Source organism: Alphaproteobacteria bacterium US3C007 (assembly GCA_034423775.1).
Classification (GTDB): Bacteria; Pseudomonadota; Alphaproteobacteria; order Rhodobacterales; family Rhodobacteraceae; genus Thalassovivens; species Thalassovivens spotae.
In genome coordinates this window covers 3,270,050-3,286,125 of record CP139918.1, presented here as the reverse complement: position 1 = coordinate 3,286,125, position 16,076 = coordinate 3,270,050, and the positions used below count along the sequence as shown (strand labels likewise).

Here is a 16,076-nt window from a genome sequence, read left to right as displayed (position 1 = left end):
AAAGTAGTGTTCTGACAAAGACAATATCTAGCGCCAGAACGCTTTTGCATAGCAGCACACTTAATTGGTGAGCATTTTTTCTAAAGCACCTCTAAGCTCATATTCTTCATTGCAAGGAAGCCAGCATATCGTTTCTATTTTTGCTAAATTTCCCTGAGCCTTTTCAATATCGCCAAGTTGAATAAATAACTCGCCTTGATATTCCAGCGCGCCAATATGTTTGGGGTCAATCGTCAATGCAGTCTTATAATAGCTGGCAGCTGCTGCCAAATCGCCAGATTTTCGAGCGGTAAACCCTAAAAGGTTTTGACGCTCTGCCTCGTCTGTTTGAGGCGAGAGGTTTTTCAGTTCGGCATGTGCTTCAGCAAATTTTTCTAGCCTGATCAGAGCATTGATCTTGGAAAAGCGGTTTGTTTCTGCACTTGATGCTCCATATCGATCAGAGCTGGAAGACGAGTTGCTAGAACTGCCCGCCGCAAAGGTAAAGGTGCCAATCAAGCATGCACCTAGAAATAACACAAATGCCTTTTTCATGATGTGCGTTCCTCTGTTATCGAGCTGTTTTTTTTATTTTTGCAGCCATATGCTATAATTGTGAGGGCAGCTGTTCCGATTAAAGCTCCCGTCAATACGAGATTTGTTGCCAAGATCTTTTTTGCCAAAAACATGAATTCTTTCCTTACTGTTTTATGCCGCATCTTGATCAGCGGTGGCTTGAGCCGCGTTAACGAAAGTGGCAACTGGCGCAGATAGGAGAGGACAGATGCTCTTTTGTAATTGATGTATAAGATACGATGAAAAAAAAGATTTAGATCAATTTTGCATTCGCACAGTCGGGCAGAAAAACCTTGTCATCGATTTAAATGTCTTGTCAGTTTGCTTCGCGCGCAAGCGAAATTATTGAAAATCACATGATGGGGTTGGGCATTATGTAAGACCGATTGGCCAATCTTTTAAGTTGTCTTAGCGTTCCGGCAAGCCAAGTGCAAACATTACAACCAAAGCTAATATGAGTAACGCAGAGAAGGGGCTTTTCATTAAAAACGAGCCCGCTTACGAGAGAAATGTAGTGGCACCCCACCCACCCACGTTCTTATATTTTGAAATCAAAAGATAGCAGACTGATCTTAAAAAACAAAGCGTTTAAGCGTGACAACTCTTTGCCAAATACATATTCAACGCCTTTAGTACGGGTGATCAACAGTTTTTCTAAACCCTTTGAGGCAAACATGAAGACCATGACTGCCCCTTAGCTACATTAAGGCTTGCTTGGGGCCGTCAAGCAGGCGGCTTTATCCTTTGCCACTCCATAAACCGTGAAATTCGTATGCGACAGCGGCGGTATCTCCATTTACCCAAGCATCATGGCTTGGTTCAATTGAATAAGCACTTCCTGCATTATAGGTCAGTTCTGACCCATCATCATGCCTGCATGTCATTGAACCTTCGACAATAACGCTGACATGTTTTGCTTGGCAGCTTTCTGTACCGACCACAGGTTTGATGTCTGTAAACCATTTTCAGCCAGGTTTTGCGAAAATTTTCATCACTCTTTGACCACCAACATTCACCATTTCAACTTTTGCATTGTTAGGTGTCATCACTTCGTCAGCTTCTGTGGAAAAATCTTTACATTCCAAACTGCCCCTTATTGCTCTGCTTGTTTGTTAAATAAAAAGCTTAATCATGCTTTAAACACTCACATCTTCGAATTGATTTGTCATTAAAATATGAAAGTTTCGTTGGATAACTTGTTGATAATGTTTGTTTTACTTGTGTTACAACATATTATTAAAGCGTACATATTAATACGTTTTTTATTAAGAATTGAAATGCCCAGATAGGATCGCTCTACTCTGATGTGATCGGGCAGACGAGGACAACCGCCATAGCACCGCCATATAAGCAACGAAGAACTATGTGAACAACGGTTAAAAGCAAAATTTTATGTGCCGAAACACGGAATTGAATTTTTTTGAACATAAAATCTTTGAAGTGATCTCTGTGCCTTTATTGTCATTCTCTCTTGGTCTGCTAAGGTCTTTTTTTGAAAAGGGAACCTTGTGTCAGATAAACCTAAAATCAGCATGGCTGAAATGTTGAAAAATAAGCAGCAGTCTTTGGCAAAAAATAAATTCAAAAGCGAAGAGGCCAATAGGTCGTCTTCAAAGCGCAAAGGCCAATTGGGGGCCGGCAAAGGTAAAACTGGTGCGAAGCAAAGATAATCAGTTCAATAGCTTCTGTGTGCAGCGCAACAGATAGAACTGCGCCAGAAATTGATGTCTTGGTCGAGTTAATTCACACGGCACTGACCGACAAAACCAATGTTTTCAAAACAGGAATTTGAAAATTGTTTTCCAATAATCGGCGTGGATGACGATATCAAAGTTTTCTTAAAACTCTGCTAAAGGACCAGTGGCGAGTGTTGAAATGCGATATCGTAGCATTGAGAAAAAGCAAGACAGATCAGCTTTAAAAACCATCAAACTGCGGCGCGTTTCATGCTTATAAAGCATACATAAGATTGCGATATAAGCTGATATTTGGGATAATAGAAAACTTACTTATATGTGCGCTTTAACGTTCTTGGCAACTTTTAAGTCGTAAAGTATTGAATGATTGTCTATTTTTATTCTTTTTTGAACGATTGGCATTGCGGTTCATGCCTCTGCGAAGAAACTGGGTTTAGTTAAAAAGCCTACCATTCTGCCTTCTTGCTAGAGCTCCTTACTATGCATGAAAATAGAAAACCGCTTTTCTTGGACGGTTGGCAAAGCGCACATTTTTTTGGGTTAGGTTACTGTTCAAATATTGCTTCCACTTGATTGCTGATGTTATCGAGACAAGAATCGATTAAAATTTTATGAGGGATAAAGTCGCCATTTATCAGGCGATAACGCACTGACGAACTTTGATCTCCGTGTCCCGCCCACTTTGCATGGGTGCCAATTTCTTTCATAACTTGCCCATTATTCGATAAGTTAACTCCAAGGACATCTTTGAATGTCGCTTTCACCAAGAGAACTTCTGCTTTAATTGAGTTTTTATTGCATGAATTTATTTTTTCCAAATATCGCAGGTCAGGGATTATGATTGTTGGATTTTCCAGTTTGGCTTGACCTGCCTTTCTTTCAGCGTTTGTAAAACGATATAAAAATCCTGATGACTGGTATGCATAGAAAAGTTCAGAGTACAAAAAAAATTCTGGTTTTCCCTTCGCGTGATCAAATATGCCAACAGTTCCAAATCCAAACTCTTCAATACGAGATTTGTAATAGGCTAAGATGCAAATTTGATCGCTGGCGCAAGTGTTTCTGCGCTTAAGCCATTCACGCTGGCTGTCCACTGTTGGGTTTTCTGTATCACCTATGGGTTGTCGATCAGTTTTCCACCACACACCGATAAGGTTATCCAAGGCAGATAACTGCGGATTATCACAAATTACGATCTCAGTCTCATCAAGTGCATTATTGCAGTCAAAGCTGGCAGCCACGCTTACATGCGCGCATGCTGCAATAAAAGAAACACTTAATACCAACAACCTGATCATGTTCAACATTTTGGTCACCACAATCTTATTTACAAGGCGCGTGCTGGCTGATCTTTGGACCCATTATTGCCGGCCGTGCATCACTAAAAGTTACGTTACTTAAATCTATCAGCAACATAAGCCGATCAATTTACCTAGCGGAAAAAAAGGATATCATGTCAGTTCCAGATGCGTGTCAGCTCCATTTTAGCTGGGCTTGTTTGCCAAACACAGCTCTGATTTTCAAGGTATTCCCACTTGAAATCAAACGGGTGGAAAGTCGCGCAACGGTCCGTAGGGGCGATAAAAGGCTTCAAATCTGTTATCTAACAATTTGCTCTAGAATATTATGGTTCAAGAGAGAGGCCTAAAAGATCTTACGTGCGATTACGACATAAATGTTAAGTTATATTGGGTTCTACTGGTATTTTGAGGCTTACTTTTTTGTTTCCCATAGCGACAGACGTTCTGAAACGTCGGACGTTAGAGTTTTCAAAAAAGAGGCGTTTTGTTAAATCTTCAAAGTCAAACATACTTTTAGCGACGCAGATTAAACAAAAATCAGCTTCACCGGTTACGTAATAACATTGTTGAACCAAGGGCTCATCTTGGGCACGGCGAATAAATGCATCTATTTGATCAATGCGTTCCCGCTCCAGCTCAACCAATACGATGAAGGTCATTGGCAGACCAACTTTTACCGGATCTACAATCGCGACGTCCCCAAGGATGAGTTTTCTGGTTCTCAAAGACTTTAGACGCCTTTGAACCGATGCCACGGATAAGCCAGTTTCATAAGCCAGAACATCTAAGCCAAGTTTTGCATCTTTTTGCAGTAAATTTAAAATAATCGCATCAGCGCTCGTGATATTTTCCTTCATAAAAATCCTCTTATTTGATAAACTTTGTCGTAATTTTGTGCATTGTCGCAATTAATCTATCATAAAATTAAGTTTTACTTGCTCTGCATGTTAACAAACTATGCACGATGTTTTATTTTTGGTACAAGTCAAATTGTATTATCAGATGGGGAAAGCAATGACACGATTCTTTAAAGTAGCGACGGTCCTTTTGGCATCAGTATTTACGGTGTCTTCTGTTCAGGCAGAAACATTGACGGAACGATTGGCAAATGGAGATAAATTAAGGCTTGGGTTCGGAACAGCGGTGCCTTGGGCCTACGCGGGTGACAATGGCGAAGCTTTGGGTTTTGTGAACGCGATAGCTTTGACCGTATTGGAAGAAATGGGTATAGACGAGCATGAAACGAAAGTTTTTGAATGGTCTGGTCTGATCCCTGGGATAAATGCAAACCGCTCGGACATGATCACAGGCGGCATGTATATTTTAAAAAGTAGATGCGAAAACATAAACTTCTCAGATCCTATTGGTGTTTTCGGTGATGCAATGTTGGTCCCCAAAGGAAACCCAAAGAATATCAACAACTATCAAGATGTCATCGACACGGGTGCCAAGCTGGTTACAGGCACGGGCTTCAACACGGTTGAAGCGGCAAAGAAATATGGCGTGCCAGACAGCCAAATGCTTTTGGTTGAAGGCGAAGTGGGCATTTTAGCTGCAATGAAAGCCGGCCGAGCAGATGTTGCGGTGCAAACGTTTTTTGGCGCGAAAGAGCATGAAGAAAAAACCGGTGGCCAATTTGAAGTGACTGACCCTAAACTTATGCCGAAAGAAACTTTAAATGTCGTTGGAATTGGCTTTAGAAAATCTGATGAGGAATTCAGACAAGCGTTCAACGCCGCTTTGGCGAAGGTTTTGGCAAATCCTGACACTATGCTGGAACGCGCCGGTCAATATGGGTACGATCGTGCGCAATTGCCACCGGCCTCTATGACAACCGAATGGGCTTGCTCAACCAAATAAACCCTTTTTTACGTAAAAATCAGACGGCCTGTTTTGGGTCGTCTGCTTTAAGATCATTAAGGCTGAACATTGAATTATTTACAGTTCTTGTCCGAACACGGCGGCACCCTGTTATTTGGAACAGTCACGACCGTGAAAGTGTTCGCATGTTCCTTTTTTCTCTTTCTTATTATCTCCATGATTTTTGGATTGATGCGCCTGTCGAAAAATGCAGCCATTCAGGGAATAGCAACTGTCTATATTGAGTTTTTCAGGGGAACTTCTTTGTTGGTCCAATTGTTTTGGGCCTATTATGTCTTACCCTTCTTTGGCGTGTCTTTAGAGGCATTTTCTGCCGGTGTGCTTGCGCTGGGGCTCAATTTTGGGGCGTATGGTGCAGAAGTGGTCCGAGCCGGAATACTGGCTGTGCCTCAAGGCCAATGGGAGGCAGCGCATGCGCTTAACTTTACACCTGCGAAACGCATGAGCAGGATAATTATTCCGCAGATTTTTCCCATAATTCTGCCACCCATTTCGAATTTAACCGTGGAATTGTTGAAGGCAACGGCGCTTGTTGCTTTGGTTACCGTTGTTGATTTAACTTTTGAGGCCCGACAAATTAATTCTATCACATGGCTGTCAGCTCAAAGCTTCGGAACAGCCTTGCTGATCTATTATATCATGGCGCGGTTTGCACTTGTTCCGTTCTTGCGGTGGCTAGAAGTTGTAGCCGCAAGAAAAGTTGGACAGGGAGATCATTGAACAATGGAAATTGGGTTCAGATGGGATTTTGCCTACGAAATTTTGCCAACGCTTATCCGTGCAACGGGCAACACCATTCTTGCAGCTGGTATTGGATATTTGATTGCGGTCCTCGTGGGTTTGGTTTTTCTTTTGGGGCAAAAAACATCATCTAAAATACTGAATATGATCACCAGAGAGATTGTCGAGTTTATTCGCTCGACGCCGCTTTTGATACAATTGTTTTTCGTTTATTTTGTGTTGCCTCAATTCGGAATAACGCTGTCGGCTTGGGTCTGCGGGATGCTCACCATTGGCCTACATTTTGGAACGTATCTCTGCGAAGTTTACCGGGGGGCTTTAGAAGCCGTTCCCAAAGCTCAATGGGAAGCTTGCCGAGCGTTAAATTTCTCTAATGTCTATGCCTATAGAAGAATTATACTGCCGCAAGCATTCCCAATCGCTATTCCTGGCATGGGGAATTATCTCGTGGGTATTTTTAAAGATACACCCTTGCTGTCAACCATTGGGGTGGCCGAGCTGTTTCACGCCGCCACTGCCGTTGGAGGTTATAATTATAGATATTTAGAACCCTATACGATGGTTGGATTGATCTTTTTGACCTTATCAATTCCAGCCGCAATGTGGGTACGACGGCTTGAGAAGCGCGTGAACAAAGCTCAAGGCAAAACGACTCGGTAGTAATAGAAAAGTTGAGATATGGCAGAAAAAGATGATTGTATCGTTAAGTTTGATCAGGTGACAAAAAGGTATGGTGACCTTGTTGTCCTCGATAAACTGAACTTAGAGATTAAAAAAAATGAAATGATATCAATCATTGGTCCGTCTGGCTCAGGGAAAACAACCGTGCTCAGAGTGCTGATGACGTTAGAGAAAATCGATGGTGGTGTAATTCATTTTGATGGCGCGCCGCTTACCCATATGGCTTCTAACGGCTCGATCATTGAAGCGGATGAAAAGCATCTTAGGCAACGTCGCTCCAAAATCGGGATGGTCTTTCAACAGTTTAATTTGTTCCCGCATATGACGGCGCTACAAAATTGTATCGAAGCGCCAATGCAAGTCCTTGGCATGAATAAAGAGGCTGCCGAAGAACGGGCGCTTGAATTACTCGAATTGGTCGGCTTGAGCAGTAAGAAAGACCAGCACCCAAGCCGTTTATCCGGCGGTCAACAGCAAAGGGTGGCGATAGCACGGGCGCTTGCGATGCGTCCAAAGCTCATGCTTTTGGATGAAATCACATCTGCTCTGGATCCAGAAGTGGTGGGAGAGGTTTTGAATGTTATCCGGTCGCTGAATAAGGAATATGATCTGACAATGATCATGGTCACGCATCAAATGGGGTTTGCCAGAGAAATATCGGATCGTGTTTGTTTTTTCACGGAAGGAAAGATTTTGGAACAGGGCCCCCCAAAAGAGCTATTGGACAATCCTAAAAATGAAAGAACGAAACAGTTTCTTCACGCCGTTTTGGATGCCAATTAAGGGGGAGAGCCTGTTGCGGGCGCGGTGTTGAATTTTAGGTTTGAAGCTAAGAAAGATGGGACTGTTAATGCTTAAATAAGGGCAGAAAAACATTGCGGTTGATAAAGTCTTATCTATGTAAAGTTGTTTTGTAGATAAACATAAGCTTTACAACGCGGCGTAATTTCTGAACCACTAGAAGGAAAAAAAATGTCCATATTATACATCACCGGCGCCGGCGTCAGTGCGGAAAGTGGCATTCCAACCTTCAGAGGCAAAGATGGTTTTTGGACAATCGGGAGCGTGAATTATACACCTCAAGAAATGGCCACTCGTGCCATGTATTTGACCCATCCAGATGAATTCCTTCTATGGTACTTCCGGCGTTTTGCCTCCTATCGGCATATTCAGCCGAATAATGTGCATGATTGGTTGGCTGGCAAGAAACTTATCACCCAAAACATTGATGGATTAGACGGGAAGGCGGGCAATGCTGATTATATTCCGATCCATGGTCGGTTGGATAAGGTAACGGTGTTGCATGCTCAAGGCGATGAGGTAGATCTGATTGATGCGCCTTGGGAAAAGGTTGTCGCAACCTGTTCTAACCTTGAAAACGATGCCGAGGTTAAAGCCGCGTTATTAGAGGCCTTTAAAATTTCCAAAACCACCCTGGCCCCAGCAGTAGAGCATTCTTTGAAGCCTTTCGTACTATTATTCGATGAATATTATACAGAGCTGTACCGCATGTCTCTGGCGGAAAGCTGGATGCGTGAGGCGGAGCATTTTGTTTTTATGGGAACTTCATTCAGCGTGAATATTACCAATATCGCGCTCCGCTATGCGTTGGCCTCTGGCGCCAAAATTGAAGTGGTTGATCCTGAACCCGTTGATCTTGGATTAAAGGGCATCACGTATCACCAAATGACGGCCCAAACTTATGTTTCAAGGGAATAATTCGTTTAAAGAAGCCAGCGTAAAAATCGCTATCCCATTTTGCAGTGTCATATGTGACAGAAAGGACTTTGCATGTCTTGTCTTGTTAAAACCGATTTTAAAGGCACTATCGCTTGGTTAGGGCGGGTTTCTACGCCAGAAAATAATATCAGGTCTGAATCCCTTACAAGCGCTGAAGCCAGCTTTGAGGGTATCATTGGGGAAGCGCATTCTGGCGCAACGCGCCCATCTTGCGTGCGCGTGACGATGCTTTACCCAAAAGGTACCGAAATTCGAAATACGCGTCAGCTCTCAATCTTGTCCGCAGAGGAAAATGCCGAAATTGCAGCGCGTATTGGCGTAACGCAGCTTGATCCAAGCTGGCTTGGGGCATCGATCGTTATCGCCGGGCTCCCTGATTTCACGCATATTCCACCCGGTTCACGGCTGCAAACGCAAGCCGGCACCACCTTTACTGTTGACTTAGAAAACGCGCCTTGCAATTGGCCGGCCAAAGAAATTGAAACTGATCGCCCAGGTCATGGCAAAGCGTTTAAAAGCGCAGCCAAAGGGCGGCGGGGGATCACCGCTTGGGTCGAACGACCGGGCATGCTTTCAATCGGTGACACGGTGAGTTTATTTGTTCCGACACAACGCAATTGGCAGCCAAACTAACAGTAATTTAAAAGCGAAAATATTCTATAGATCGCTGATTAACGATCTTGAAAATCAAACAATTATAGAAATATTTTCTACCCGCCTTGTTCGGTATTTTACGTCCTGTGAGGCGCGTTGAAAGACTTTGGACGAGGCATTGGTTTCGGCGGCTGGATGTCCATCTTTTTGAAATGTGCCGCGTATGAACTTGATGTTTTTTGGTTTTATCGAAGTTCAGTTTGGGTAGGTAAATAGCGTTTTCTCAGAAAGTTAAGGATACGGCCGAAATTTAAATCCATGTTATAAAGGGTCTCAATCAAGCAAAGCTGGGCCAGATGGCCTTTTCGAGTGTCTTTTAACGTAAGAAGCTGGATGCCAGTTTTTTTGGCTAGAGACAGGATCTTTACATTTTTATTTTATATTTCGAAAGTTATTCTAGGGAGACCAAGTGTTTTTGAGAGGTGATATGGTTTATTCCGTTTTGAAAAAAAGGTCATTAGAAATAGCTTGTTTAACGGTGAACCTGAGGAATAAGTATATTCACCTCCATCTATTCCACGGTAACCGACTTGGCCAAATTGCGGGGTTGGTCAACATCCGTCCCCATCGCCACGGCAGTGTAATAGGCCAATAATTGCGCGGGAATGGCGTATAAAATAGGCGTGAGAGCTTCATGGCATGGCGGCATGGGAACTTGATGCCAAAGCGCTTCTTCAGCCGCTTCAAGCCCTGAAGGCTCAGAAAAAAGGGCTATTTTGCCTTTGCGCGCCATCACTTCTTGCATATTGGATATGGTTTTTTCGAACAATGCATCTTTAGGGGCAAACACAACCACAGGCACGGCGCTATCCACCAATGCAATCGGTCCGTGCTTCAATTCACCCGCAGCATAGGCTTCGGCATGTATGTAGCTGATTTCTTTTAGCTTTAGCGCACCTTCAAGCGCCAGTGGATACATTAAACCCCTCCCAAGAAATAAAATATCTTGGGTTTTCGCCAGATCATTGGCAACTATTTGGTAGGCTTCGCGCTGATCAAGCGCGCGGTTGATTAAGGCCGGCAGATCCAAAATTGCCTGTGATAAGGTTTCGTGTGCGCGCGCGCTCATAGCGCCGCGCGCCTCGGCTGCTTTCATTGCGATTGCGAGTAGAACCGTTAATTGGCAGGTGAAGGCTTTTGTTGATGCAACACCGATTTCAATTCCGGCGTAAATGGGTAAATTGACGCCACTTTCGCGGGCGATTGAGCTTTCCGCAACATTGGTTACCGACCAAATTTCGGCGGCTTTTCCCGCGCAATAGCGCAGGGCGGCCAGAGTATCTGCGGTTTCACCAGATTGGCTGACGAAGATTGCCAAAGTGTTTGGGGTAATGGGCGGCTCGCGATATCGAAATTCTGATGCAATATCGATTTCAGCGGGCATATCTGCCAATTGTTCCAGCCAGTATTTTGCCGTCAGGCAGGCGTAATAGCCGGTGCCGCATGCGATCAGCAAAACTCTATCAAATCGACTGAAATCAATATCTTTAAGCTGCGTTTCTTGTACCTTCTCCGGAGAGAAATATTGAGCGATTGCGGTTTTTATAACGCTGGGTTGCTCAAAAACTTCTTTTTCCATGAAATGGGTGTAACCATCCTTGTCATAGCGGCTGCTATCGCCGCGAATGGTCCGCTTTTCGCGTTGAACGGGTTGGCCGTCTTGGTCACGGATCTCCACGCTTTGCCGCGTTAAAATGGCAAAATCGCCTTCTTCAAGATAGCTGAGTTGATTGGTTAGGGGCGTTAAGGCGATTGCGTCCGACCCAACAAACATCTCCCCCTTGCCATATCCGATCGCCAGGGGCGAGCCTTTGCGTGCTGCGATCATCAAGTCATCATGCCCGGCGAATAAAAAACAAACCGCAAATGCGCCATCCAACTTTTTCAACGTGCTGCGCGCCGCGTCGGTCGGGCTTTGCCCCTTGGCAATAAAATGCCCCGTAAGCATCGCAATGGTTTCGGTGTCAGTATCGGTTTCAGCGTGGATATTGTGCTCGGATAATTCACGCCGCAATTCACGGAAATTCTCAATAATTCCGTTGTGGACTACGCTTACAGCGCCAAATTGATGCGGATGGGCGTTTGATAGCGTGGGCTTTCCATGGGTGGCCCATCTTGTATGCCCGATGCCAGCGCGGCCTCGCAACGGTTCGCGCACCAGCACATCGCTTAATTCAACCAATTTCCCAACGGCCCGTCTGCGGTCCAACTTGCCATGTTCAATCGTGGCAACCCCGGCGCTGTCATAGCCGCGATATTCAAGCCGCTTTAACGACTCGACCAGTATAGGGGCAACTTCATTTTTCCCTAAAACTCCAACAATTCCACACATCAGCTTTTTCCAGTTTCGTTTTGCTGTTTCCGTTTGGCCAAAAGTTTACGAAGTTTTCGCGCCAGTCCCGGCTTGTTGATTTGCTCGGCGCGCGCGAGGGCCAGCGCATCTTCGGGAACATTTTTGGTGATGACGGCGCCGCTTGCTGTCATTGCTCCATCGCCTATGTCAACCGGTGCAACCAGCATGGTATTTGAACCGATAAAAACGTTCTGGCCAATTTGTGTATGATGTTTCATCACTCCATCATAATTGCAGGTGATCGTTCCGGCGCCAATATTGCTGTCTGAGCCGATATCCGCATCGCCAATATAGCTTAGATGGTTGACCTTCGCGCCTTCGCCAATTTGGGCATTTTTTATTTCAACAAAATTTCCAATTTTGGCAGCATTTGCAACTTCAGCCCCGGGGCGCAAGCGGGCATAAGGGCCAATCACCGCCTCTCGCGACACATGGCAGCCCTCCAAATGGCTAAAAGCGCGGATTTTTGCGCCGGTTTCAACCGTTACACCAGCGCCGAAAACCACGTTTTGTTCAATAAGAGCGTCGCGGCCAATCACCGTATCAAAGCTTAAAAACACCGTTTCAGGCGCCAATAGGCTAACGCCTGTATCCATTAAAGCCGCGCGCGCATTGTTTTGAAAGACCTGCTCAGCTTGCGCGAGGTCACGGCGAGAGTTTACCCCAAGCGTTTCTGCTTCGGGGCATGTCACCACGCCCGCAGATTTTCCAGCAGCGCGCGCCAAAGCAATGCAATCAGTGAGGTAAAGCTCACCGGCATTGTTGGAGGTTTCGACCTGCTCGATCAGCTGGAAGATTAGTTGAGCTGGGCCGGCCAAAACGCCACTGTTACAAAGCTTAATATCTTTTTGTGCCGCGTTTGCCTCTTTATATTCAACGATTTCAAGCAAATCTGTTCCGGATGTGACCAAACGGCCGTAACGGCCGGGATCATTGGCTTGGAACCCTAAGACAACAAGATCGCTCTTTTGCCGTGCTTGCGCCAGCTTTCCTAGCGTTTCCGGCCTAATAAAAGGTGTGTCGCCATAAAGAATGATCAGATCACCTTCAAAGCCGCTTAAAATTTCGCGGCTTTGTGCAACAGCATGCGCGGTGCCCAATTGCGCGCTTTGCGTCACAATTTGGCTATCTGGGGCATAAGTTCTGGCCGTTTTTGTCACATCTTCGCTGCCGTGACCTGCCACGATGATCAAATGTTCGGGATCAATTGTTTGCGCTGTTTTCATGCAATGCACGAGTAGTGGCGCGCCCGCGACCTCGTGCAAAACCTTTGGCATCTCTGATTTCATCCGAGTGCCTTTGCCTGCTGCTAAAATCACAATGGCGGTTTGCATAAAATTTCAACCCATTACTAAAACTGCAAAGCTCTTTTATCGAGTGGGTCACAAAGCGCAAGCCCGCGCTGCACAAGTTTCATTGCACAATGTTACGGGTCGTGGCAATTACACGCCGAACAAACGATCGGCAGGGGCAATGCAGACAGTTATTTTTGATTTAGACGGGACTTTGGCAGATACCAGCGGCGATTTATTGGCGGCCGCAAATTTTTGTTTTGAACAGATGGGTCATCCCGAGCTTTTGACGTGGCCTGAGGATGCGGCGACTGCCTTGCGGGGCGGGCGGGCGATGTTGACGCTTGGGCTGACCCGATTGGGGAAATTTGACCAAGCTGTGATTGATGAGTTTTATCCGGTTCTTTTGCAAGCGTATGGTGCCTCAATTGACCGCTTCACAACGTTTTATCCTGGTGCTCTTCAAGCGGTTCAGGATTTGAAGTCTGCAGGGTGTAAAGTTGGAATTTGTACAAATAAGCCCTTCGATCTTGCCGAAGATCTGATGATCCGCATGGGGCAGCGTGCGTTGTTTGACTCGCTTATTGGCGCAGACAGTTTGCCCGTGCGAAAGCCTGATCCAGCGCCGTTTTTTGAAGCGGTTCGTCAGGCCGGTGGCCGGCCCGAAAAGGCGTTTATGATCGGTGATACGCTCACCGACCATTCTACCGCAAAGGCTGCAAATGTACCCAGCATTTTGGTTGATTTTCATCCCAAAGGTTCAGCGCTTTCGCAAGAAATCCATGCGCTGAGGCCTGAAGCGGTGATAAAGTCTTTTGAAGAGCTGCCGCCCTTGATTGCACGCTTAGCGACGCGGTGATCATGCTGAGGGCCATAGGCTTATATCAGGGTGATAATCTGATCTTAGCGCAACCGGGGGGCTTGCGCTCTTGACCTTCGCTTTTGAAGAGGCAACAACATAATATGACAGAAATTTTTACGGGTGAATTTACCCAGCAGGAACCCATCCCGGAAGCGGCAATAGAAGCTGCCGTTGCCGTGATGCGCAGCGGTCGATTGCATCGTTATAATGTTGCAGAGGGCGAGCAAAGTCATGTGGCTTTGCTTGAACAGGAATTTGCAGCCAGCGTAGAGGCGTCGTTTTGCTTGGCGGTTGCCTCCGGCGGATATGCGTTGGCGACGGCGCTGCGCGCGTTGAATGTGCAGCCGGGTGATAGGGTTTTAACTAATGCGTTTACGCTTGCGCCAGTTCCCGGCTCTATTGCCTCTGTTGGCGCGATACCGGTTTATGTTGGGGTGACCGAAGATCTAGTGATCGACTTAGAGGATTTACAGGCAAAGATCGCTCAAGCGGATGTGCTTATGCTTAGCCACATGCGTGGGCATATTTGCGATATGGATCATTTGATGAAGATCTGTGACCAAGCGGGTGTCCGGGTTATTGAGGATTGTGCGCATACGATGGGTGCAAAATGGCGTGAAACATGGTCTGGGCGTCATGGGTTGGTGGGGTGTTATTCCACGCAAACCTACAAACATATAAATTCGGGCGAGGGGGGCTTTTTGGTCACTGATGATGCGGATGTGATGGCCAAAGCGGTTATCTTGTCGGGTTCTTATATGCTTTATGATCGCCATATTGCCGCACCGGCGGCCAGCCATTATGCTGACATCCGGTATCACACGCCCAATGTTTCGGGTCGGATGGATCATTTGCGCGCCGCAATTTTGCGTCCACAATTGGCCAATCTACAGGCGCAGGCGCGGGCGTGGAACATGCGCTATCAAGCCGTTGAGGAAGCGCTCGCGCATACGCCGGGATTGACGCTTATTTCGCGCCCAAAAGAAGAAAGCTATGTTGGGTCATCCATTCAGTTTTTATTACTAGATTGGACACCTGACAGGGTTGAAAACCTGCTGGCGCGCTGTGCGTCAAGAGGGGTTGAGCTGAAGTGGTTTGGCGGGAAAGAGCCAACTGGTTTCACATCACGCTATGACAGTTGGCGCTACGCCCCATCATCTGCAATGCCAAAAAGCGACCGTGTTTTGGCTGGGGTGATTGATATGCGCTTACCCCTTACTTTCAGCCTTGAAGATTGCGCGGTGATTGGGCGCATTATTCGCGCTGAAGTGGGCGCGCTCTACCAGCTTGCAGATAGCGCGGCCCAAACCGCAATATAAGCAGATTGCGTTTAATTTATGGGCGCCAACAGCTCTGGTTCAGTGACAAGCGCGCGAACTCCATGAGAGTGACTTTCATTGAAAATATTCCCATTGGCAGCCCAATCATGCAGAGATGCGATATTTAACTTTGCGCAATTTGGGCGAACGCTCCAGGTGACTTGATAGGGCGAGCATTTTTTTGCTGTGTATTTTGGGCCGGTGGTAGAACCTGCAAAAACGATAGGCGTTCCAGTATGGGTCGGCAGGGCCTTCGCTTGATGGCGCGCATCAATCACCGTATTGTCATAGACCATGGTTTGAAAATTGAGGGCATAGGGGTCGTTGACCAATAAAAAAACTTGCGCCTCAACCCTTAGTTGGGGGTTCGCACAAGCGGCGCTGAGGCAAGAGCCCAATCCTTGACCTGGCTGAACGGCGCAAGAGGAATATACCCAATGCACTTCAATCGTATCACCCGGGGCGACGCCTTGAAAAGCGCCACTTCCATGCGTTGGATCTGTGAGTTCTTCTTGAGATAGTCCTGCAGTGTCATTGCAGCGATATCCGTCAGTTTGTCCATTATTAGCGGAAATTGAGAATCCAGGGCCTTTATGCTCAGCGAAAGTGTGGGTGTGTATGTTGCATAAGTTCATATCGCGATAGCTCGGTGCGAGATTAAAGCTACTGGTATTGGTGCCAAATTTCTGAGAGATATCACGGGGTGTTTGAGGGCCCGAGCCAAGGCAAATGTGATCGGCGGCGGTGAATGCGGGACTAAGCGTAAACAAAAGCCATGCAACAATCGAAACCTGTTTCATAATAAATTCCTTATTTAAGTAACAAATGATAAAATCCGAAATGTTTTGGTCTATAAAATCTCAATTAAATATAAAAATGGCTTTTTTGGGGCCAAATCCCTAACCAGGACGTTTTTGAGCACCGGAAGAGGCTCTCAACGACATAATTCTCGCATATAGATAAAATTCACGTGCAAATTGTCGTGAAAGCTTCACACCGT

At 45.9% G+C, this 16,076-nt stretch carries 14 protein-coding genes; 8 read left to right on the top strand and 6 right to left on the bottom strand.

Annotated features, from left to right (window positions below):
• Positions 1-60: 60 nt before the first annotated feature.
• The 3 genes from UM181_15730 to UM181_15720 form a co-directional block, all read right to left on the bottom strand.
• The gene (locus UM181_15730) at positions 61-534 is read right to left on the bottom strand and encodes a tetratricopeptide repeat protein (GenBank protein ID WQC62744.1); all 474 of its coding nucleotides are present in this window, start codon (positions 532-534) and stop codon (positions 61-63) included.
• A 2,263-nt stretch (positions 535-2,797) separates the two neighbouring features.
• The gene (locus UM181_15725; protein WQC62743.1) at positions 2,798-3,559 is read right to left on the bottom strand and encodes a hypothetical protein; all 762 of its coding nucleotides are present in this window, start codon (positions 3,557-3,559) and stop codon (positions 2,798-2,800) included.
• A gap of 371 nt (positions 3,560-3,930) precedes the next feature.
• Positions 3,931-4,410: an Lrp/AsnC family transcriptional regulator gene (locus tag UM181_15720; GenBank protein WQC62742.1), complete on the bottom strand. Its 480-nt coding sequence runs from the start codon at positions 4,408-4,410 to the stop codon at positions 3,931-3,933.
• Between the two features lie 157 nt (positions 4,411-4,567).
• Between UM181_15720 and UM181_15715 the strand changes: the two genes are divergently transcribed.
• The 6 genes from UM181_15715 (at position 4,568) to UM181_15690 (ending at position 9,229) form a co-directional block, all read left to right on the top strand.
• A complete protein-coding gene (locus UM181_15715; protein WQC62741.1) occupies positions 4,568-5,413 on the top strand; it encodes a transporter substrate-binding domain-containing protein in 846 nt (281 codons plus the stop codon).
• A 69-nt stretch (positions 5,414-5,482) separates the two neighbouring features.
• A complete protein-coding gene (gene ehuC, locus UM181_15710) occupies positions 5,483-6,154 on the top strand; it encodes an ectoine/hydroxyectoine ABC transporter permease subunit EhuC (GenBank protein ID WQC62740.1) in 672 nt (223 codons plus the stop codon).
• 3 nt (positions 6,155-6,157) lie between these two features.
• On the top strand, positions 6,158-6,835 hold the full coding sequence (gene ehuD / locus UM181_15705; GenBank protein WQC62739.1) for an ectoine/hydroxyectoine ABC transporter permease subunit EhuD: 678 nt from the start codon (positions 6,158-6,160) through the stop codon (positions 6,833-6,835).
• An 18-nt stretch (positions 6,836-6,853) separates the two neighbouring features.
• On the top strand, positions 6,854-7,639 hold the full coding sequence (gene ehuA, locus UM181_15700; protein ID WQC62738.1) for an ectoine/hydroxyectoine ABC transporter ATP-binding protein EhuA: 786 nt from the start codon (positions 6,854-6,856) through the stop codon (positions 7,637-7,639).
• Between the two features lie 189 nt (positions 7,640-7,828).
• Positions 7,829-8,575 carry a Sir2 family NAD-dependent protein deacetylase gene (locus UM181_15695; GenBank protein WQC62737.1) on the top strand — a complete coding sequence of 249 codons (747 nt, stop codon included), beginning with the start codon at positions 7,829-7,831 and terminating at the stop codon, positions 8,573-8,575.
• Positions 8,576-8,647: 72 nt separating this feature from the next.
• Complete coding sequence (locus tag UM181_15690) at positions 8,648-9,229, top strand: MOSC domain-containing protein (protein ID WQC62736.1); 582 nt, start codon at positions 8,648-8,650, stop codon at positions 9,227-9,229.
• Positions 9,230-9,761: 532 nt separating this feature from the next.
• Here the strand turns inward: UM181_15690 and glmS are convergent.
• Complete coding sequence (gene glmS, locus UM181_15685; protein ID WQC62735.1) at positions 9,762-11,582, bottom strand: glutamine--fructose-6-phosphate transaminase (isomerizing); 1,821 nt, start codon at positions 11,580-11,582, stop codon at positions 9,762-9,764.
• On the bottom strand, positions 11,582-12,937 hold the full coding sequence (gene glmU, locus UM181_15680) for a bifunctional UDP-N-acetylglucosamine diphosphorylase/glucosamine-1-phosphate N-acetyltransferase GlmU (GenBank protein ID WQC62734.1): 1,356 nt from the start codon (positions 12,935-12,937) through the stop codon (positions 11,582-11,584). The genes glmS and glmU overlap by 1 nt, the downstream gene beginning before the upstream one ends.
• A gap of 139 nt (positions 12,938-13,076) precedes the next feature.
• Between glmU and UM181_15675 the strand changes: the two genes are divergently transcribed.
• Complete coding sequence (locus UM181_15675) at positions 13,077-13,754, top strand: HAD-IA family hydrolase (protein WQC62733.1); 678 nt, start codon at positions 13,077-13,079, stop codon at positions 13,752-13,754.
• A 104-nt stretch (positions 13,755-13,858) separates the two neighbouring features.
• Positions 13,859-15,076, top strand: coding sequence for a DegT/DnrJ/EryC1/StrS family aminotransferase (locus UM181_15670; GenBank protein WQC62732.1), 1,218 nt, complete (start codon positions 13,859-13,861; stop codon positions 15,074-15,076).
• A gap of 11 nt (positions 15,077-15,087) precedes the next feature.
• Here UM181_15670 and UM181_15665 read toward each other — a convergent pair whose 3' ends face one another.
• The gene (locus tag UM181_15665) at positions 15,088-15,876 is read right to left on the bottom strand and encodes a delta-class carbonic anhydrase (protein WQC62731.1); all 789 of its coding nucleotides are present in this window, start codon (positions 15,874-15,876) and stop codon (positions 15,088-15,090) included.
• Positions 15,877-16,076: the final 200 nt, after the last annotated feature.